This is a genomic window from Mycobacterium lehmannii, from assembly GCF_001499925.1.
Taxonomy (GTDB): domain Bacteria; phylum Actinomycetota; class Actinomycetes; order Mycobacteriales; family Mycobacteriaceae; genus Mycobacterium; species Mycobacterium lehmannii.
Map to the genome: position 1 here is coordinate 71,544 of NZ_LQIR01000004.1, position 19,937 is coordinate 91,480.

The following is a 19,937-nucleotide window of genomic DNA, read 5'->3' on the forward strand; positions in this document are numbered from 1 at the left end:
GCGAGATTGCGGGTGGTCAACCATTGGATGCGGCTCGCTCCGGCGTTCGCCCAAGGCTTTTACAGAGAAGTCACTTCCAAAGGTAGGACACCAGACCTTTGCAAGTTTATTCTCCCAATGCCCCATAACCGCAAGAACGGAGCGACCACGTGGCCCAAGATCAGGCAGGGGACAAGATGAAGCGCTCGGGCGGGGTCACGTACAGCCAAGCGGGCGAGGGCTACTTCGAGAAGCGGCAACTCAAACGCACCGCAGGCTTCTGGGGCCTGTGGGGCATCGGTGTCGCCGCGGTCATCTCCGGCGACTTCTCCGGCTGGAACTTCGGCATCGGCGCGGCCGGATGGGGCGGCTTGGCGATCGCTTCGGTCGTCATAGTGATCATGTACTTCGGCATGCTCTTCTCGATCGGGGAGATGTCGGCGGCCATGCCGCATACCGGCGGCGCGTACTCATTCGCGCGCGCCGCGATGGGACCCTGGGGCGGCTTTGTCACCGGGTTCGCCGAGACCATCGAGTACGTGTTCACCACCGCGGTGATCGTCTACTTCTCGGCCTCCTATGCCAACGCCGTCACAACCGACCTGTTCAACCTCTCCCTGCCGATGTGGGTGTGGTGGGTCATCCTGTATGCGCTCTTCGTCGGGCTGAACTCGTGGGGTGCGGAGATCTCGTTCAAGTTCGCCCTCGTCGTCGCGATCCTGTCCATCGGCATCCTGGTGTTGTTCGGCATCCTGGCCATCGCCAACGGCGCCGTGGACTTCAGCAAGCTCTTCGATATCGCGCCCGATCCGGCCGCCGCCGGTTCGTCGACGTTCCTGCCGTTCGGCTGGGTGGCGATCCTGTACGCGATGCCGTTCGCGATGTGGTTCTTCCTGGGCATCGAGGAACTCCCGCTGGCGGCCGAGGAGGCGCACGACCCTGCCCGCGACATTCCCCGCGCCGGCATCTGGGGACTGCTCTCGCTGATCGGCTGCGGTGCGATCGTGTTCTTCCTCAACCCGGCGGTGACCGGGTCCGAGGCCCTGGGCAGTTCGGACGAACCGCTGCTCGACGGCTTCCGCGCCTTCCTGCCCGCCAACCTCGCCGCGGTGTTGTCGGCGTTCGCGCTGATCGGCCTGCTGGCCAGCCTGCAGGGCATCATGTACGCCTACGGCCGCAATATGTACTCGCTGAGCCGCGCCGGCTACTACCCGAAGACGTTGTCGCTGACCGGTTCTCGGCAGACACCGTACGTCGCGCTGCTGGCGGGGGCGGTCATCGGATTCGTGGCGCTGCTCATCGTCAACTACAACGAGGGCGCCGGTGCGGTGGTCCTCAACATCGCGGTGTGGGGTGCGGTGCTGGCGTACGGGTTACAGATGGTCTCGTTCATCCTGCTGCGGCGAAAGTTCCCCAACGCGCGACGACCGTGGGTGAGCCCGACCGGCAACTCGGGCGCGGTCGTCGCGCTGGTCATCGCGGCGGTGACATTCGTCGGCATCCTCGTCAACCCGGACTACCGGCCGGCGGTCATCGCGATCGTCATCTTTTACATCCTGGGCCTGCTGGTGTTCGGCCTCTACGGCAGGCACCGCCTGGTGCTGTCGCCCGAGGAGGAGTACGCCGTCACCGGCGGCCTGCACGGCTACGACCCGAGCGCCGAGGGGCTCGGCGGCACCATCGAGGACGAGATCCTCAAGGGCCGCACCGACTGAGCCGCCGCGGCGCCACATGTTGCCCGTGGGGAGTCCCGCGTCGGCAGTTTTACGCCACCACCAGCGCGAACATAACCCACGTCACACCCGTAACAGGTTTCGCTGCCGTCAACAAGGGTAATGTCGAGGGCGTGTGTGGAGCCACCGGCGAGGTGCGTCTCGACGGCCGGATACCTGATGTAGCAGCTGTCTCGGCGATGGCCGAGGCGATGACACCGAGGGGCCCGGACTCGGCGGGCGCCTGGTCTCAGGGCAGGGTCGCGCTGGGTCACCGTCGCCTGAAAATCATCGATCTCTCCGAAGCGGGCGGTCAGCCCATGCTCGACCCCGAACTGGGGTTGGCGATCGCGTGGAACGGCTGCATCTACAACTACAAGCAGCTGCGCCGCGAGCTCAGCGGCCACGGCTATCGGTTCTTCTCGCACAGCGACACCGAGGTGCTGCTCAAGGCGTATCACCACTGGGGCGATCGGTTCGTCGACCACCTCCATGGCATGTTCGCGTTCGCGATCGTCGAGCGTGACAGCGGCCGGGTCCTGCTCGGTCGCGACCGACTCGGCATCAAACCGCTGTATATCAGCGAGAATTCCGCCCGCGTCCGGTTCGCGTCGTCGCTGCCCGCACTGCTGGCCGGTGGCGCCAGGGACGGATCAGTGGACACCCGCATCGATCCGATCGCGCTGCACCACTACATGACGTTCCACTCGGTGGTGCCCGCGCCGCGCACCATCCTGCGCGGGGTGGCCAAGGTGCCGCCGGCGTCGCTGGTGGCGATCGAGCCCGACGGCCGGCGCACGACGACGACGTACTGGGAGCCCGACTTCACCCGTAGGGCCGACCGGGCCGACTGGTCCGAACGGGATTGGGAGAACGCCGTCCTCGACGCGTTGCGCGTAGCCGTGGAGCGACGCCTTGTCGCGGACGTGCCCGTCGGCTGCCTGCTCTCGGGCGGCGTCGACTCCAGCCTGATCGTCGGCCTTCTCGCCGAGGCGGGACAGCACGGACTCAAGACGTTCTCGATCGGCTTCGAATCGGTCGGCGGTGTGGCCGGCGACGAATTCAAGTACTCCGACATCATCGCCGAGCACTTCGGCACCGACCATCACCAGATCCGCATCGGCACCGACCGCATGCTGCCCGCGCTCGACGGCGCGATCGGCGCCATGAGTGAACCGATGGTCAGCCACGACTGCGTCGCCTTCTACCTGCTCAGCCAGGAGGTGGCCAAGCACGTCAAGGTCGTGCAGTCGGGTCAGGGCGCCGACGAGGTGTTCGCCGGATACCACTGGTATCCCCCGCTGGGCGGACCGGACGCGACGTCGATCGACGGGGCGGTGGCCAGCTACCGCAAGGCGTTCTTCGACCGCGACCGCGCGGGCTACGACGCTCTGGTGACGCCGGCGTTCGCCGTCGACGGCGACCCGAGCCTGGACTTCGTCACCGAGCACTTCGCGCGGGCGGGCGCCGAGACCGGCATCGACCGCGGTCTGCGATTGGACACCACCGTCATGCTCGTCGACGACCCGGTCAAGCGCGTCGACAACATGACGATGGCGTGGGGCCTGGAGGGTCGCGTGCCGTTCCTCGACCACGAACTCGTCGAACTCGCCGCCACCTGCCCACCCGGGCTGAAGATCGCCCACGAAGGCAAGGGCGTGCTGAAGCAGGCCGCGCGCCAGGTGATTCCATCCGACGTCATCGACCGGCCGAAGGGCTATTTCCCGGTGCCCGCGCTCACCCATCTCGAGGGTCCGTACCTGGACATGGTGCGCGATGCGTTGTACGCGCCCGCGGCCAAGGAACGTGACCTGTTCCGGCCCGCTGCGATCGACCGGTTGCTCGCCGACCCGAACGGACGCCTGACGCCGCTGCGCGGTAACGAACTGTGGCAACTGGCGCTGCTCGAGCTGTGGTTGCAGCGACACGGCATCACCGGACCCGCGGCATGACGGCGCTCGGGCCCGACGCAGAGCAGACCGAAGCGATCACCCTCGGCTTGCACGACGCGTCGCCGCAGCATCTCGTCGATGCGATGGCCGACGATGTCGTCATCGAGATGGGTTGGGGCCGATTGGTTTTCGGTCAAACATTCGCCGACCCCGCCAAGCTGGCCGAAGTGCTCAGGCATGAGGGACCCGGACGACGCGACATCTGCATCTACGCGCGCGAACCCCACGTCCTGGTGTCGATGGCGCCCGCGGAACTCTTCATCGATCCGAGCCACACCTACCGGCTGCGGTTCACCGAGGATCCCGAGCCCGACAAGGCGCCGAGCGGGTTCTCGGTGCGTGCGCTGCAGAGCGCCGACGACGCCGACGAGATGAACCGCGTGTACGTGCGCTGCGGCATGGTGCCCGCACCCGTCGAAGTGCTGTGGAACAACCACCGGACTCAGGATGCCCTCGATTACCTGGTCGCGGTGCGTGACGACGACGGGTCCGTGCTGGGCACCGTGACCGGTGTCGACCACAAACGGCTGTTTTCCGATCCGGAGAATGGTTCGAGCCTGTGGACGCTGGCTGTCGACCCGGCGACGAGCCTGCCCGGTGTCGGCGCGGCGCTCACCCGGGCGCTGGCCGCGATCTACCGCGAACGCGGCCGCGCCTACATGGATCTGTCGGTCAGCCACGACAACGCGGCTGCGATCTCGCTCTACGAGAAGCTCGGTTTCGAGCGGGTTCCGGTGATGGCGGTCAAGCGCAAGAACGCGATCAACGAACCGCTGTTCACCCACCCGCCCGAAACCGTCGAGGACCTCAATCCGTACGCACGGATCATCGCCGACGAGGCCATGCGCCGCGGAATCTGGGTCGAGGTGCTCGACGCCGAGGCCGGTGAGATACGCCTGTCGCACGGCGGCCGCACCGTCATCACCCGGGAGTCGTTGTCGGAGTTCACCTCCGCGGTCGCGATGGCGCGCTGCGACGACAAGCGCCTCACTCGGCGGTTGGTGGCCGAGAACGGCATCGCGGTGCCCAAGGGCAGGCTGGCGACCTTCGACGAAAGGGACCACGAGTTTCTCGAGGAGGTCGGCGACGTCGTGGTCAAGCCGACGCGGGGTGAGCAGGGCAAGGGCATCACCGTCGGGATCAGCAGCGCCGAGGACTTGGACGCCGCGCTGGCCCGCGCCCGCCAAGAACATCCGCACGTGCTGATCGAGCAGCGGGCACCCGGCGACGATCTTCGGCTGGTGGTCATCGACGGCAAGGTGGTGGCCGCGGCGCTACGCAAGCCCGCCGAGGTCATCGGGACCGGACACCACACGGTGCGCGAGCTGATCGAGGCGCAGAGCCGGCGCCGGGCGGCGGCCACGGGCGGTGAATCGCGCATCCCGATCGATGCGGTCACCGAGTCGACGGTCACCGAGGCGGGTTGGTCGTTCGACGATGTACTTCCCGAAGGCGAGCGGCTGCGGGTGCGCCGCACCGCGAACCTGCATCAGGGCGGCACCATTCACGACGTGACCGCCAAGGTTCACCCCCACCTGTGCGACGTCGGGGTCCGGGCCGCCCACGCGATCGGCATCCCCGTCACGGGGATCGACCTGCTGGTGCCCGATGTCACCGAGCCGGAGTATGTCTTCATCGAGGCCAACGAGCGGCCGGGGCTGGCCAATCACGAACCACAGCCCACCGCAAAGGCTTTCGTCGACTTTCTGTTCCCGGGCAGCCCGGCGCTGCCTCAGGCGTGGACGCCCGAGGAGTCGCCCGCCTGAGTCACCAGGTGCTGGTGCGCATCACGATCTCGGCGGCCAGCTGCGCGGTGGATTCGGCGGCGTTGCGCCTGCCGAGCAGGTCGACCATCCGGTAGTCGCCGTACACGTAGCGCTGGCTGGCCTTGGCGACCGCGCGCGCCGCGGGGGTGCTGACCAGTGCCGTGGTGTTCATCTCCACCGGCGGGCAGTGCTCGTCGCGGATCACGCCCGCGGCGTCCGCGACGCGCGGATGGCCGCGGTCGATGACGACCAACCCGATGAACCGGTCGAGCCGGGTGGCGGCCAGTTCCCACGCCAGCTCGCCGCCGACGCGGTCCCCCACTAGCAGCGCCCATTTCACGTCGAGGGCGTCGAGGATGCTGACCACCGACTTCGCGGTCAGCCGGGGATCGGGAGGCACGACGACGGTCCGCAGCGACGCGGTGTGCAGCCGTTGACACACGGCGTCATAGGCGGCGGCCGGCTGATGGCCCGCCCCGAGCACCACCACGACCGACCCCTTCTCGGGACCGGCGACGTCGACGGGCACGTTGAACCCCTCGACGGTGACCGTGGTGGATGGCATTGGGCCACGCTACAGCGGTCGACGGTGCGACGCGGTCATTTCGCCGGGAGTGAACGGGGCGATTCAGAGTGCGGCGATGCGCTCGGCCTGCTCGGTCGCGATGTCCAGAAAGGTCTGCGGCAGCGCGGCTTTGACCGGAATCGTCGGGTTCGGAGTCGGAAATGCGACGCCGTACACCGCCATGGTCCCGATGTTCTCGAACGTGAAGTAGACGCTGCTGTCGACTCCGCCGAGTTGCATGGTCTGCTCGTAGAGGAGCGCGTCGGCGCGAGATGGATCCATCCTGGTCGTCGTCATCGGGATGCCCGGCGAGGATTCGTCGAAGAACGTCTCGAAGTTCGCACACCGTTCGGCCGTGGCCGCCAGCTTGTCGAGATCCAAACGCCATGTCAGCACCGTCATCACGATGCGGGCGCCGTCGTAGCCCACGACGTACTCCGCGGCGCTGCCCGGCCCGCGCTCTCCCGTCTCGGCGATCACCCGGGTGAGTCCCTCCGAACACCCCGCCGGTCGGGACAGCATGGCCGGCGGGGCACCAGCACCGTCGCCACCCTCGCCGGGTTCGCGGACGACGTGGTCGAACTGCACCCCCTGCGGGAAGTCGGCCGCGGTGAGCAGCGCTCGGTCCAGCCGGGCGCCTGGCCAGGTCGGCGAGCCCTCGGTCGAGTGCGTGCAACCGGTCAACGTCACCGCGGTCAGGGCGGCCGCCAGGGCGAATCGCCGGATCATCGCCGCAGTCCCGTCACGATGTCGGGCCGGGCCGGGGCGCCGTCGGAGAGCAGGGTCAGCACCGCGTCCACGTCGAGGTGGCTGGTCAGCAGGTCGGCCATCAGGTCGAGTTGCGCGTCGCGCCGGGCGCCGACGTCGACGTCGTCGGCCACGACGAACCCGTTGCGGCCGGCGGCCTGCGCGACCTCGACCAGCCACGAGCGCCGCACGTCGTCGTTGTCGAGCACACCGTGCCAGTGGGTGCCGTACACCGCCCCGCGCCGCAAGCCCACCCCGAGCCACTGTTCCTCGGTCGAGCGACCGATCTGACCATGATGAATTTCGTAGCCGGACAACGGTTCTTCGTGACGCAACAGCGTCTTCTCGGGCGTGAAGACGATGTCGGCGTCGAGCAGGTTCAGGCCGGGCACGACGCCTGCGCCGGATTCCACGTCATCGTCGATGCGCGCGCACAGCATCTGGAAGCCGCCGCACACCCCCAGCACGGGCAGGCCGCGGGCGGCGTGCGCGCTCAGCGCGCCGGCAAGCCCGCTGCGGCGCAGCCAATCGAGGTCGGCGACGGTGGCCTTGCTGCCGGGGATGACGACAACGTCGATGTCGACGAGATCGGCGGGTTCTCCGACCCAGCGCACGAGCACGCCCGGCTCGCAGGCGAGGGCCTCGACGTCGGTCGAGTTGGAGATCCGCGGCAACCGGATCGCGGCCACGCGCAACCACTGCTCCCCCCGTGGGGGCTGCGGTTCACCGACCACGCGACGGGCCACCACCGAGACCGAGTCCTCGGTGTCCAGCCACAAACCCTCGGCATACGGGATGACGCCGTAGGTCGGCCGTCCCGACAGCTGCTGCAGTTGCGCCAGACCGGGGTCGAGCAGCGACGGATCACCGCGGAACTTGTTGACCACGAAGCCGGCGATCAAGCGTTGGTCCTCGGGTTCGAGCACCGCGACGGTGCCGTACAGGTGCGCGAGCACGCCGCCGCGGTCGATGTCGCCGACGACGATCACCGGGAGGTCCGCCGCACGGGCCAACCCCATGTTCGCCAGATCGGTTGCCCGCAGATTGATTTCGGCAGGGGAACCGGCACCCTCGCAGATGACGGCGTCGAATTCGGCCCGGAGTTGCTTCAGTTCGTCGGCGACCACCGCTCTAAGGTGCTCACGGTGCCCGATATAGTCGCGCGCGCTGACGGTGTCGACCACCCGACCGCGCACCACCAGCTGCGAAGTGCGGTCGCTGCCGGGTTTGAGCAGGATCGGGTTGAACCGCGTGTGCGGCGATAGGCCGGCGGCGCGGGCCTGCATCGCCTGGGCCCGGCCGATCTCGCCGCCGTCGACGGTGACCGCGGAGTTGTTCGACATGTTCTGCGCCTTGAACGGTGCGACGCGAATGCCCTTGCGCGCCAACAGCCGACACAGCCCGGCCACCACCATCGACTTGCCCGCATCCGAGGTGGTTCCGGCCACCAGGAGTGCGCCGCCCGCCGGTTGTGAATCAGGCGACGGCATTTCGTGTCTGGGCGTCGTCGGATTCACAGTCGAGCGCCCTAGTCGGCGACTGTCAGGATCTCGGCGCCGCCGTCGGTGACCACCAGCGTGTGCTCGAACTGCGCGGTCCACTTCTTGTCGGTGGTGGCGACGGTCCAACCGTCGTCCCAGATCTCGTAGTCCAGGCCGCCGAGGTTGATCATCGGCTCGATGGTGAACGTCATGCCCGGTTCCAGCACCGTCTCCACGGCGGGCTGGTCGTAGTGCAGGACGACGAGGCCGTTGTGAAACGTGGTGCCGATGCCGTGGCCGGTGAAGTCGCGAACCACGTTGTAGCCGAACCGGTTCGCGTAGGATTCGATGACCCTGCCGACGACAGAAAGCTGCCGACCGGGCTTGACGGCCTTGATCGCACGCATGGTCGCCTCATGCGTGCGCTCCACGAGCAGCCGATGTTCCTCGGAGACGTCGCCGGCGAGGAATGTCGCGTTGGTGTCGCCGTGCACACCGTCGATGTAGGCGGTCACGTCGATGTTGACGATGTCGCCGTCCTCGATGACCGTCGAGTCCGGGATGCCGTGGCAGATGATCTCGTTGAGCGAGGTACAGCAGGACTTCGGGAATCCCTTGTAGCCGAGCGTGGACGGATAGGCGCCGTTGTCGATCATGAACTCGTGCGCGATGCGGTCCAGCTCGTCGGTCGTGACGCCCGGCGCGACGGCTTTGCCCGCCTCGGCCAGCGCGCCCGCCGCGATCCTGCCCGCGACGCGCATCTTCTCGATCACCTCAGGTGTCTGCACCCACGGTTCGCTGCCCTCGTCGACGGTCGGCTTCCAGGCGTACTCCGGCCGCGGGATCGACGCGGGCACCGGCAGCGTCGGGGAAACCACGCCGGGGCGGAGGGCGGTACGAACGGGCATGTCAACAGGGTAGACGAGGCTAGCGCCGGTCGAACGGGCTCAACCGCCAGGACCGGCGCGGCCCGCGGATGTCGACCGAGCCGAAGACCACCTTGCCGGTCAGGATCACGTGCGGGTTGCCTTCGGCAGGCGCGTCCCTGCGGTGGTCGCGGGCGCTGCCCGCGTTGACCTCGACGTCATCGATGGAGGCGCTGGCCCCGTCGGGCAGCCGCAGTTCGAGCCCGCCGAACTTCAGGTCGAGCTCGATGACGACCATCGGCCCGGCGAAGCGCGCCCGGGTCAGGTCCAGGTCCACCGAACCCATGCGCCGGTGCAGGGCCAGCCGGCTGGGCACCGTCCATTCGCCGTGCCGCTTGAGGGAGCCGAGCACGCCGCGCAACTCGATGCGGTCGGCGGCCGAGGTGACGATCGCACCCGGTCCGGGCAGGTCGCCCACCAGCGCGTCCAGGTCCGAGTGCAGCCGCGCGCGCGCCACCGCCGCCGAGCGCTCCTCGAACTCCTCGATGTCGATCAGGCCCAGCGCGACGGCGTTGTGCAGTCGCCGCAGCGTGCCATTGCGGTCGGCGTCGGAGACGCGCATGGCGTCGTGGTTGGTCTCGGTCATCGCACGTTCCACGGTACGGCGATGACGCCCGATCAGGCCAGGTAGTCCGGCGGCAGTCCGTCGAGCATGCCCTTGAGCATGCGCACCGCGTACTCCGAGGAACCGCCCCCGACGATCATCGCCGCGAACGCCATGTCGCCGCGGTATCCGGCGAACCAGGAGTGCGAACCGCCCGCGAACTCCGCCTCGCCGGTCTTGCCGCGCACGTCGCCCGCACCCTGCAGGTCCTCGGCGGTGCCATTGGTCACCACCAGCCGCATCATCGGCCGCAACCCCTCGACGATCTTCGGGTCCATCGGCGCCGGGCTCTCGGCGATCTCGGTCTCTTTACCCTGGATCAGTTGCGGGACTGGGGTTTTGCCGGCAGCGACGGTCGCCGCGGCCAACGCCATGCCGAAGGGGCTGGCCAGCACCTTGCCCTGACCGAAGCCGTCCTCGGTGCGCTCGGCGAGGTCGACGGTGGGCGGTACGGAACCGGTCACGGTCCTCAGCCCGGGGATGTCGTAGTCGGCGCCGATGCCGTACTTGGCCGCGGCCATCGTCAACCCGCGCGGCGGCATCCGGCTGGCCAGCTCGGCGAAGGTGGTGTTGCAGGAACTGGCGAACGCCCGCGACATCGGCACGGTGCCCAGGTCGAAGCCGCCGTAGTTGGGCACGGTCCGGTGGCCGATGTCCATCGTGCCGGGGCACGGAAGCATCGTGTTCGGGGTGGCCATATCGCGTTCGATGGCCGCACCGGCGGTCACCATCTTGAACGTCGACCCGGGCGGATACAGGCCGGTGGTGGCGATGAGGCCCTCGGTGTCGGCGGCGGCGTTCTGCGCGACGGCCAGGATCTCACCGGTCGACGGTTTGATCACGACGATCATCGCCTTCTTGCCGGTGAAATTGACCGCGTTCTGCGCGGCGTCCTGGACCGACCGGTCGAGGCTGATCCGGATCGAGGGTGCGGGATCCCCCGGCACCTCGTTGAGTACGTCGACGTCGACGCCGTTCTGGTTGACGGTGACCACCCGCCACCCCGCGGCGCCGGCGAGTTCACCCGCCACCGCCCTCTTGACCTCACCGACGATCGCAGGCGCGAAAGTCTCGTCGGTGGGCAGCATTTCGGCCAGCGGCGTGATGACCACACCGGGTTGCGCACCGATCGCGGCGGCCACCCGGTCGTGGTCGGCCTTGCGCAGCGTGATCAGGTTCAGCGGCTGTTTGGACGAGCTGGCCTGCTCGGCGAGCCGCTGCGCGTCGAGGGTGTTGTCGAAGGGCCGCAACGCGTCGACGACGGCCCGCGCGGTCTGCATCAGCGAACCGCCGGCCTCGCGCGCGTCCAGCGAGTAGCCGTAGAGGTATCCCGGCACCAGCACCTCGGTGCCGCCCCGCTCGATCACCGACGCCCGCGGGGGCGAGTCGGCGCGCAGCGCGAAGGTCTGGTTCTCGCCGAGCCGCGGGTGCAGGCCGGTGGCGCTCCACCGCACCATCCACCGGCCCTCGTCGCGGACCATGTTCAGCTGTCCGTCGTAGGTCCAGGTGCGGTCTTTCGGCAGATGCCACGTGTAGCGGTAGGTGACGCTGCCGGTGTCCATCGCGTACTTGGAGCCCAGGATCTGCGTGTCCAGGTGGGTGGCCTGCAGCCCGGCCCACGCCTCGTTGAGGTCTTCGCGCGCATCGGCGGGCCGGTCGCTGAGTTCGGCCGCGCCCGCGGTGTCACCGGTCGCGAGGGCCGCGAAGAATTTCTCGGCGGCGGTCTCGGGTCCGGCGGGCTTGGGCGTACAGGCGCTGTTGAGGCCGACGACCAGGATTCCGGCCGCGGCGAGGCTCACTATGCGTGTTACTGAAGTTGCCATTGGGGCAGATGTTACGAAGTCGAGACCTGCAATCCCGGTAGGCGCACCGCATTGGGGGGCCGGTTCTTCCGATCGGAGGGCTTACCGGGTTGATCGCACTCACCTCCTGCGTGGGATCAACCGGTTAAGGCCCGCAGCGCACGCCGGCGGACCGCAGCGTCAAGCGGCGCCCAGGCAGCGTCGGGCGTCCTCAACCCGCGGCCGGTGCCCGCACCACCAACGGCACTCCCGGGAAGTAGGCGGCCATCTCCGAGCGCGACTTGCGCAGCGCCGCGGTGCCGTACCCCTGCTTGCGATGGTCGGGGTGGATCCAGATCCGCACGTTGACCTCGCCGGAGACCAGGTCGCCGAACACCATCCCGATCTTCTCGGTGCCGTGCACCGCGACCAGCCAGGCCGCCTCCTCGGCGTCGACGCGCCGCAGGCCCGCGCGGATCTCGTCGTCGAGATCGCCCGCGGGGGCGCGCGACCCGTCGCCCGCCTCACGCACGTCCTGGGTGCGCGCAGCGAAGATGTCGCGATCGGCGGCGGCGAGGAACGGGCGCAGCGCCATGCTGTCGGCACTGCGGGCGGGCTCACCCATGGTGAAGCTGAGCTGATTGTTGAGGTCCTCGAGTTCGGCGGCGATCCGGCGCCGCGACACCTTGGTCAGCCGATCGAAGGACAGCCGCAGCACCGCCTCGGCGGCCGTGTGCGATGCGCCGAGCATGCTCGCGATCGACTCGATCGCGGCGTCGTAGTCCTCCGAATCGACGATGACGTCGAGCAGTTCGTGGCGCCGTTCCAGAGCGCGCACCATCGTGTCGGCGATCTCCCTGCGCGCGATTGTACGGTCGTCGTCAGCCATGCCGTGAGCGTAAATCAGTCGGATCGTCAGTCGAGCAGAACGGTGGCGAACGTACCCACCTGTTGGAAGCCGACGCGGTCATAGGTCGCGCGCGCGACGGTGTTGAAGTCGTTGACGTACAAGCTGGCCGTGCGCCCAGAGCGCACCACCGCCTCGGCCAGCGTGGCGGTGCCCGCGGTGCCCAGACCGTGCCCGCGCCAGTCGGGGTGCACCCACACACCCTGGATCTGCCCGACGGTGGGCGACTGCGAACCGACCTCGGCCTTGAAGACCACCTCGCCGCGTTCGAAGCGGGCCCAGGCCCGGCCCGCGGCGATCAGACCGGCGACCCGCCTGCGGTATCCCCTGCCTCCGTCGCCGAGCCGCGGGTCGATGCCGACCTCACCGATGAACATGTCGATCGAGGCGACGAGGTAGGCATCGAGTTCGTCGGCACGCACCCGGCGCACGGCGCGGTCGGTCGCACACGACGGCGGCGTGCTCAGCGCCAGCAGCGGCTGATGCTCGCGCACGTCGCGGGCGGCGCCCCAGGCGTTCTCCAGGCGACGCCACATCGGCAGCACCAACTCGGCCCGGCCGACCAACGACGAGCAGCGACGTGCGGTGCTCATCGCCTTCTCGGCGAACGCGTGCAGGTCAATCATGTCCCCGCGCAACGGAATCAGGTTCGCACCGGCGTAGCACAGCGATTCGGTGGGCCTGCGTCGCGTCCACAGTTCCCCGCCGATCGCCGAAGGCTCCACACCGTACTCGGCCACCCGGCAGGCGACCATGCACGAGCCGACCGGATCTTCGTCGAGCACCCGCATCACGGCGCCGACGTCACGCACCACCGAAACCCGTCGTTCGTCGACGTGACGAAACAGCGGCGGTGCCGACATGGGATCTCTTTCTAACCGACACCGGGCGGCTCTACCCGGTGTTTGGGATCACATTCAGCTTACGGTCACGACCGGCGAACCGCTGGCATCTGTTCCACGCTCTTCAGCGATTCGCATGGCCTCTTCGATCAGCGTCTCGACGATCTGGGCTTCGGGGACGGTCTTGATGACCTCACCCTTGACGAAGATCTGACCCTTACCGTTGCCGGACGCCACCCCGAGGTCGGCTTCGCGCGCCTCGCCGGGACCGTTGACGACACAACCCATCACGGCCACGCGCAGCGGGACGTCCATGCCCTCCAGCCCGGCGGTGACCTCGTTGGCCAACGAGTAGACGTCGACCTGGGCGCGCCCACACGACGGGCACGACACGATCTCCAGCGACCGCGGACGCAGGTTCAGCGATTCGAGGATCTGGTTGCCCACCTTGACCTCTTCGGCGGGCGGCGCCGACAGCGAGACGCGGATCGTGTCGCCGATGCCCTTGGACAGCAGCGCGCCGAACGCGACCGCAGACTTGATCGTGCCTTGAAACGCCGGACCCGCCTCGGTGACGCCCAGATGCAGCGGGTAGTCGCACTGCGCGGCCAGCTGTTCGTAGGCGGCCACCATCACGACGGGGTCGTTGTGCTTGACGCTGATCTTGATGTCGCCGAAGCCATGCTCCTCGAACAGCGAGGCCTCCCACAGCGCGGACTCGACCAGCGCCTCGGGTGTGGCCTTGCCGTACTTTTCCATGAAGCGCTTGTCCAACGACCCGGCGTTGACGCCGATGCGGATCGGGATGCCCGCTGCGCCAGCGGCCTTGGCAACTTCGCCGACGCGGCCGTCGAACTCCTTGATGTTTCCGGGGTTGACCCGCACGGCCGCGCAGCCGGCGTCGATGGCGGCGAAGATGTACTTCGGCTGAAAGTGGATGTCGGCGATCACCGGGATCTGACTGTGGCGGGCGATCTCGGCGAGCGCGTCGGCGTCCTCCTGGCGCGGGCACGCCACCCGCACGATGTCGCAGCCCGACGCCGTCAGTTCGGCGATCTGCTGCAGCGTGGAGTTGACGTCGTGAGTCTTGGTGGTGCACATGGACTGCACCGCGATCGGGTGATCGCTGCCGATGCCGACATCGCCGACCATGAACTGACGGGTTTTGCGTCGCGGCGCCAGAACCGGTGCCGGCGGCGCCGGCATGCCCAGTCCTATTTGTTGAGGTCCGCTCTGTTGGCCGGAGGCCATTTACTCTCCTACTGCTTACTGGAAGATTCTGATGGGGTTGACGAAGTCGGCGGTCACGGTCAACAGCATGTAGCCGGCCACCACGACGAGGATCACGTACGTGGCGGGCATCAGCCTCAGGTAGTTGACCGGAGCCGCGGCCACCTTGCCGCGTGCCGACCGGATCGAGTTGCGGATCTTCTCGTAGAACGCGATCGCGATGTGGCCGCCGTCGAACGGCAGCAGCGGTACGAGATTGATCGCGCCGAGCACGAAGTTCAACTGCGCCAGGAAGAACCAGAACGCCACCCACAGCCCCTGATCCACGGCGTCACCGCCGATGATGCTGGCGCCGACGACGCTGATCGGGGTTTCGGGATCGCGCTCCTCACCGCCGATGGAGCGCACCAACGCGCCCATCTTGGTCGGCAGCTTGGCCAACGACTTGCCGATCTCCACGGCGAGGTCGCCGGTGAACGCGATCGTCGCGGGCGCCGCCGACAGCGCGTTGTACTGCGTGGGCCCGAACTGCGCCGCGGTGATGCCGACCGTGCCGACCGGAGCCGGTTCGGCGAGATCACCCTTGGCGACCCAGCGCTGGGCGGGCACGACGTCGACCAGGGTGGTGAACTCCTCGCCGCCGCGCTGCACGGTGAACTCGGTCGGGCCGTCGAGCGCGCGGACGGCGGTGACCAACTCGTCGAAGTTCGCCACGGGCGTATCGCCGATCTTGACCACCGTGTCCCCGGCTTGGATGCCCGCGGCCGCGGCGGGAGAGGGCGCCAGGCAGTCGCCGAGCTGACCCCTGCTGACTTCGGCCTTCACACACGAGGTCTCACCGACGATCGCCGTGGTCGGCGCGTGCAAGTTGGGCAGCCCCCACACCACGGCGATGCCGTAGATCAGCACCAGGCCGATGACGAAATTCATGCCGGGGCCGGCGGCCAGCACCGCGACGCGCTTCCACGTCTTCTGCTTGTACATCGCGCGGTCCTGCTCGTCGGGCGCGAGCTCTTCGACCGAGGTCATGCCCGCGATGTCGCAGAACCCGCCGAGCGGGACCGCCTTGACGCCGTACTCGGTGCGATCGCCGAGCTTGTTCGCCCGCCAGGTCGCCCACAGCGTCGGCCCGAAGCCCACGAAGTAGCGGCGCACCTTCATTCCGGTGGCGCGCGCCACCCACATGTGGCCGCATTCATGCAGGGCCACCGAGACCAAGATGGCCAGTGCGAACAGCACGACACCGGTGAGCCACATCATCTGGTGGTGATTACCTTCCGCTCGACCGCGCGCGCGGCACGGTCACGCGCCCACTGCTGGGCGTCAAGTACGTCATCCACGGTAGCTGGTTCGGCGGCCCACTGGTCGGCAGCGCGCAGCACGTCGTCGATGGTGCGCACGATCGCCGGGAAGCGAATCCGCCCGTCGAGGAACGCCGCGGCCGCCTCCTCGTTGGCGGCGTTGTAGACGGCCGTCAGGCAGCCGCCCCCTTCCCCGGCCCGCCGGGCCAGCGTCACGGCGGGAAACACCTCGTCGTCGAGCGGCTCGAAATCCCAGGTCGACGCGGTGGTGAAGTCGCAGGCTGACGCCGCCGCGGGCACCCGTTCGGGCCAGCCGAGCGCCAGCGCGATCGGCAGCTTCATATCGGGAGGGCTGGCCTGAGCCAGCGTGGAACCGTCGGTGAACGTGACCATCGAGTGCACGATCGACTGCGGGTGCACCACCACCTCGATGCGGTCGTAGGGCACGCCGAACAGCAGGTGCGTCTCGATGAGCTCGAGCCCCTTGTTGACCAGCGACGCCGAGTTGAGGGTGTTCATCGGCCCCATCGACCAGGTGGGATGGGCGCCGGCCTGTTCGGGCGTGACCGACTCCAGCCGCTCGGCGGCCCACCCGCGGAACGGGCCGCCCGATGCAGTCAGCACGATCTTGGCGACCTCATCGGGGCTGCCGCCGCGCAGGCATTGCGCCATCGCCGAGTGTTCGGAGTCCACGGGCACGATCTGGCCTGGTCGGGCCGCTTTTTGCACCAGGGGGCCACCGGCGACCAGCGACTCCTTGTTCGCCAGCGCCAGGCGGGCGCCGGTCGCGAGCGCGGCCATCGTCGGTTGCAGCCCGAGCGCACCCACGAGCGCGTTGAGCACCACGTCGGCATCGGTGTTCTCGACGAGCTCGGTGACGGCATCAGGCCCCGAATACGTGACGTCGCCGACGCGAGCGGCGGCGGCCTCGTCGGCGACCGCGATATTGGTCACACCCGTCGCGGCGCGCTGGCGCACCAGCAGGTCAGGATTACCGCCGCCTGCGGCCAGGCCGACGACCTCGAAGCGGTCTGGGTTGGCGGCGATGACGGCGAGCGCCTGCGTCCCGATCGATCCGGTGCTGCCGAGGATCAGCACGCGTCGCCGGCCTGATGCCGCGTCGCCGCGCTCGGCCCCGCCGGAAATACTCACCGAACCATTGTGCCGCCTGCCGGTGCCCGTTCGTCAGCCCGCCGAGCGCGCGGTGACCCGCCTTCGAATTGTGACGTGAATCTGACGGGATCCATCCGCTCGCCGCCGCGGTCCGAATCCCCGGTGTCACAGCAGAGGACGGCCCGGCCGTCCACGACAAGGGAGCAGCGCATGAAGATCAAATTCGGCAAGTCCGTATCCGCGGCGGGTGTGGCCGCGGCCGCGATCCTGACCCTCTCGGCGTGTTCGAACGACGCCACCACCGCGGCACCGTCGGCCACGGCGGAGTCGGCATCGACCAGCGTCGCGCCCGCCCCGATGGAGCAACCCATGGACCCAGCCGCCAACCTGGTGGGCGCCGGGTGCGCGGCATATGCCGAGCAGGTGCCGTCGGGTCCGGGTTCGGTCAACGGAATGGCGCCGTCCCCGGTGACCGTCGCCGCCTCGAACAACCCGATGCTCACCACGCTGACGCAGGCGCTCTCCGGACAGCTGAATCCGAACGTCAACCTCGTCGAGACGCTCGACGGCGGTGAGTTCACGGTGTTCGCGCCGACCGACGACGCCTTCGCCAAGATCGACCCGGCCACCATCGAGACGCTCAAGACCGACTCGGAGTTGCTGACCAGCATCCTGACCTACCACGTGGTGCCCGGCCAGGCCGGCCCGGCGCAGGTCCCCGGCGACCACAAGACCGTGCAGGGCGCGACCGTCACGGTGACCGGCGAGGGCGACAACCTGAAGGTCAACGACGCGGGCCTGGTGTGCGGTGGAGTGCGCACTGCCAACGCGACGGTGTACATGATCGACACCGTCCTGATGCCGCCGGCCGCCTCCTAGGCCGCTCCCTGGCGGGCGGGCCCGGGATCGCTTTCGACTCCACATGCGCGGTTCCGAGCCCGTCGCAACCCCGATCGAGAGTCACCACCCATCCGACACGTCGTCGGCACCGAATAGAGATCGAAGCAAAGATCCGACGGCACAAGCCGTCCCGTCCCGAATGGAGCACGAGTGATGAACGCAACGAAGAAATTGGCCGGCGCAGGGCTGGCCGCGTTGGGAGCCACCGCCCTGATATTGGGCACCACCGCCACGGCCCAAGCCGAGATGGTCGGACCCGGCTGCACGGCATACGCACAGCAGGTCCCTGTCGGCCCGGGCTCGGTGACGGGCATGGCTCAGGATCCGGTCACGGTCGCGGCTTCGAACAACCCGCTGCTGACCACATTGACGAAAGCTGTTTCCGGACAACTCAATCCGAACGTCAACCTCGTCGAGACGCTTGACGGCGGCCAGTTCACGGTGTTCGCGCCGACCGACGATGCGTTCGCCAAGATCGACCCGGCCACCATCGAGACGCTCAAGACCGACTCGGAGTTGCTGACCAGCATCCTGACCTACCACGTGGTGCCCGGCCAGGCCGCTCCTGCTCAGGTCGTCGGCACGCACAAGACGGTGCAGGGCGCCGATGTCACCGTGACCGGTCACGGGACTGACCTGCGGGTCAACGACGCCTCGGTGGCGTGCGGCGGCGTGCAGACGGCCAACGCCACCGTCTACCTCATCGACACGGTGCTGATGCCCCCGATGAACTGATCTGCGCCACAACAGGATCCGAGGGCAGCCCGATACCCCCGAGCCGGGCTGCCCTCTCCTGTCGGCGTCAGCCCCGCCTCAGCCCGCCCCGAGTTGTCGCAGCAGTCCGTGCATGTCGAGTTGGCCGCGGTGGGCGACCAACATGTCGCCCTGAAACCGGTCGATATGGATTCCGGTGACCTCGACCTTGGTCCCGGTCGCCGGTATGCCGCGGAACTCGCCGTCATGGGTGCCGGTGAACGTGAACCGCGTGATGCCGTGCGAACCGTCGACCAGAATCTCTTCGATCGCATGCCGTCCGTCGGAGAAACCCCGGGTGAACTCCTCGAGGTGCGACTGCCACTCCTGCCACCCTAGGGTCGGTGGTCCTGCGACCTCGACGACCAACCGTGGCGAGACCAGGCTCTCGACCGTCGCCCAGTCCCTGCGGTCGATCGAGGCGTAGAGGCACTCGACCAGTTCGCGGATCTCATCCTCGGAGAAGGTCATGGCCGCACCTTGGCGATGATGGTCTCGGCGAACCGCTCGATCGGCTCCCGATACCGCTCCACCCCACCGGGTTCGAGGTCCATACCCATCCACGGACTGCACATCACCGCGGTGATGCCTGCGTCTTCGGCCCGCTTGTACAGATCCGGTGACGGCGGCTCGAGCAGCGCCAGCATGATGCCGAACGGCTCGTTCTCGCGGCCGTACTCGCGCAGCAGCGAGCGCAACTTCCGGGCGTAGCCCACGGCATCGTCCCACCGGTAGGCGTAGCCGACCCACCCGTCACACAGCCGTGCGGCGCGGCGCAGCGCGGCGTTGGACTCCCCGCCGCACAGGATCGGGACCGGGGCCACCGGATGAGGTTCGATCATCATCTCCGGCACCTGGTAGTACTCGCCGCTCCACGACACCCAACCACCCCGCCACAGCTCGCGCAGGGCGGGGATCATCTCGTCGAGCCGCTTGCCGCGGGTGCGGAAATCCTGGCCCATCAACTCGTACTCCTCGCGCATCCAGCCGACGCCCGCGGCCAGCGACACCCGGCCCTCGGACAGCACCGACGCCGTCGCGACCTGCTTGGCCACCTCCAGCAGCGGTCGCGCCGGCGCGATGTACACGGCGTTGGAGAACCGCAGCCGCGTCGTCACCGCCGCCATCGCACCGATCTGCACCCAGCAGTCGGGCCAGGCGGTTTCCGGTGCCCACATCGGCTTTCCGGTCGGCGAATCCGGATACGGCGAACTGAGTTCGCGCGGATAGATCATGTGGTCCGAGCACACCATCCCGTCGTAACCGGCCTCGTCGAAGGCGCGGGCGAGCCCGACGATCTCTGACGTTTTCATGAACGCGGTGCCCGACCAGAACTCCATCCTGTTTCTCTACCGCGATTTCAGGGCAGCATCAATGC

Annotated in this window: 18 protein-coding genes; 5 read left to right on the top strand and 13 right to left on the bottom strand. The window is 68.3% G+C overall.

Annotated elements, in window-relative coordinates:
• The first annotated feature begins 176 nt into the window (after positions 1–176).
• The 3 genes from AU192_RS04325 (at position 177) to ngg (ending at position 5,409) form a co-directional block, all read left to right on the top strand.
• The gene (locus tag AU192_RS04325) at positions 177–1,694 is read left to right on the top strand and encodes an amino acid permease (RefSeq protein WP_064394599.1); all 1,518 of its coding nucleotides are present in this window, start codon (positions 177–179) and stop codon (positions 1,692–1,694) included.
• A gap of 131 nt (positions 1,695–1,825) precedes the next feature.
• The gene (locus AU192_RS04330; RefSeq protein WP_064394553.1) at positions 1,826–3,643 is read left to right on the top strand and encodes an N-acetylglutaminylglutamine amidotransferase; all 1,818 of its coding nucleotides are present in this window, start codon (positions 1,826–1,828) and stop codon (positions 3,641–3,643) included.
• A complete protein-coding gene (gene ngg / locus AU192_RS04335; RefSeq protein ID WP_064394554.1) occupies positions 3,640–5,409 on the top strand; it encodes an N-acetylglutaminylglutamine synthetase in 1,770 nt (589 codons plus the stop codon). The genes AU192_RS04330 and ngg overlap by 4 nt, the downstream gene beginning before the upstream one ends.
• A 1-nt stretch (position 5,410) precedes the next feature.
• On the opposite strand, the gene AU192_RS04340 is transcribed toward ngg, so the two are convergent.
• The 11 genes from AU192_RS04340 to dxr form a co-directional block, all read right to left on the bottom strand.
• A complete protein-coding gene (locus AU192_RS04340; RefSeq protein ID WP_064394555.1) occupies positions 5,411–5,974 on the bottom strand; it encodes an alpha/beta fold hydrolase in 564 nt (187 codons plus the stop codon).
• Between the two features lie 63 nt (positions 5,975–6,037).
• Positions 6,038–6,703 (bottom strand): hypothetical protein, encoded by a 666-nt coding sequence (locus AU192_RS04345; RefSeq protein ID WP_064394556.1) that lies wholly within the window; start codon positions 6,701–6,703, stop codon positions 6,038–6,040.
• Positions 6,700–8,211 carry a cobyric acid synthase gene (locus tag AU192_RS04350; RefSeq protein ID WP_064394557.1) on the bottom strand — a complete coding sequence of 504 codons (1,512 nt, stop codon included), beginning with the start codon at positions 8,209–8,211 and terminating at the stop codon, positions 6,700–6,702. Before AU192_RS04350 ends, AU192_RS04345 begins: the two co-directional genes overlap by 4 nt.
• A gap of 38 nt (positions 8,212–8,249) precedes the next feature.
• A complete protein-coding gene (gene map / locus AU192_RS04355; RefSeq protein WP_064394558.1) occupies positions 8,250–9,110 on the bottom strand; it encodes a type I methionyl aminopeptidase in 861 nt (286 codons plus the stop codon).
• Between the two features lie 19 nt (positions 9,111–9,129).
• The gene (locus tag AU192_RS04360; protein WP_064394559.1) at positions 9,130–9,714 is read right to left on the bottom strand and encodes a DUF1707 SHOCT-like domain-containing protein; all 585 of its coding nucleotides are present in this window, start codon (positions 9,712–9,714) and stop codon (positions 9,130–9,132) included.
• Between the two features lie 32 nt (positions 9,715–9,746).
• Positions 9,747–11,555, bottom strand: a complete 1,809-nt coding sequence (locus AU192_RS04365) for a penicillin-binding transpeptidase domain-containing protein (protein ID WP_064394560.1) — start codon at positions 11,553–11,555, stop codon at positions 9,747–9,749.
• 190 nt (positions 11,556–11,745) lie between these two features.
• Entirely contained in the window at positions 11,746–12,402 is a 657-nt protein-coding gene (locus AU192_RS04370; protein WP_064394561.1) for a GNAT family N-acetyltransferase, read from the bottom strand.
• Between the two features lie 26 nt (positions 12,403–12,428).
• Complete coding sequence (locus AU192_RS04375) at positions 12,429–13,283, bottom strand: GNAT family N-acetyltransferase (protein ID WP_064394562.1); 855 nt, start codon at positions 13,281–13,283, stop codon at positions 12,429–12,431.
• A 54-nt stretch (positions 13,284–13,337) separates the two neighbouring features.
• Positions 13,338–14,513 (bottom strand): flavodoxin-dependent (E)-4-hydroxy-3-methylbut-2-enyl-diphosphate synthase, encoded by a 1,176-nt coding sequence (ispG, locus tag AU192_RS04380; RefSeq protein ID WP_082693885.1) that lies wholly within the window; start codon positions 14,511–14,513, stop codon positions 13,338–13,340.
• Between the two features lie 15 nt (positions 14,514–14,528).
• A complete protein-coding gene (locus tag AU192_RS04385; RefSeq protein ID WP_064394564.1) occupies positions 14,529–15,752 on the bottom strand; it encodes a M50 family metallopeptidase in 1,224 nt (407 codons plus the stop codon).
• On the bottom strand, positions 15,749–16,939 hold the full coding sequence (gene dxr, locus AU192_RS04390) for a 1-deoxy-D-xylulose-5-phosphate reductoisomerase (RefSeq protein ID WP_064394600.1): 1,191 nt from the start codon (positions 16,937–16,939) through the stop codon (positions 15,749–15,751). Before dxr ends, AU192_RS04385 begins: the two co-directional genes overlap by 4 nt.
• 177 nt (positions 16,940–17,116) lie before the next feature.
• On the opposite strand from dxr, the gene AU192_RS04395 reads away from it, so the two are divergent.
• Both AU192_RS04395 and AU192_RS04400 read left to right on the top strand, forming a co-directional pair.
• The gene (locus AU192_RS04395) at positions 17,117–17,785 is read left to right on the top strand and encodes a fasciclin domain-containing protein (protein ID WP_064394565.1); all 669 of its coding nucleotides are present in this window, start codon (positions 17,117–17,119) and stop codon (positions 17,783–17,785) included.
• Positions 17,786–17,959: 174 nt separating this feature from the next.
• Positions 17,960–18,541 carry a fasciclin domain-containing protein gene (locus tag AU192_RS04400; protein ID WP_064394601.1) on the top strand — a complete coding sequence of 194 codons (582 nt, stop codon included), beginning with the start codon at positions 17,960–17,962 and terminating at the stop codon, positions 18,539–18,541.
• Between the two features lie 78 nt (positions 18,542–18,619).
• Here AU192_RS04400 and AU192_RS04405 read toward each other — a convergent pair whose 3' ends face one another.
• Both AU192_RS04405 and AU192_RS04410 read right to left on the bottom strand, forming a co-directional pair.
• The gene (locus tag AU192_RS04405; RefSeq protein ID WP_064394566.1) at positions 18,620–19,030 is read right to left on the bottom strand and encodes an ester cyclase; all 411 of its coding nucleotides are present in this window, start codon (positions 19,028–19,030) and stop codon (positions 18,620–18,622) included.
• On the bottom strand, positions 19,027–19,899 hold the full coding sequence (locus AU192_RS04410; RefSeq protein WP_064394567.1) for a TIGR03619 family F420-dependent LLM class oxidoreductase: 873 nt from the start codon (positions 19,897–19,899) through the stop codon (positions 19,027–19,029). The genes AU192_RS04405 and AU192_RS04410 overlap by 4 nt, the downstream gene beginning before the upstream one ends.
• Between the last annotated feature and the right edge of the window lie 38 nt (positions 19,900–19,937).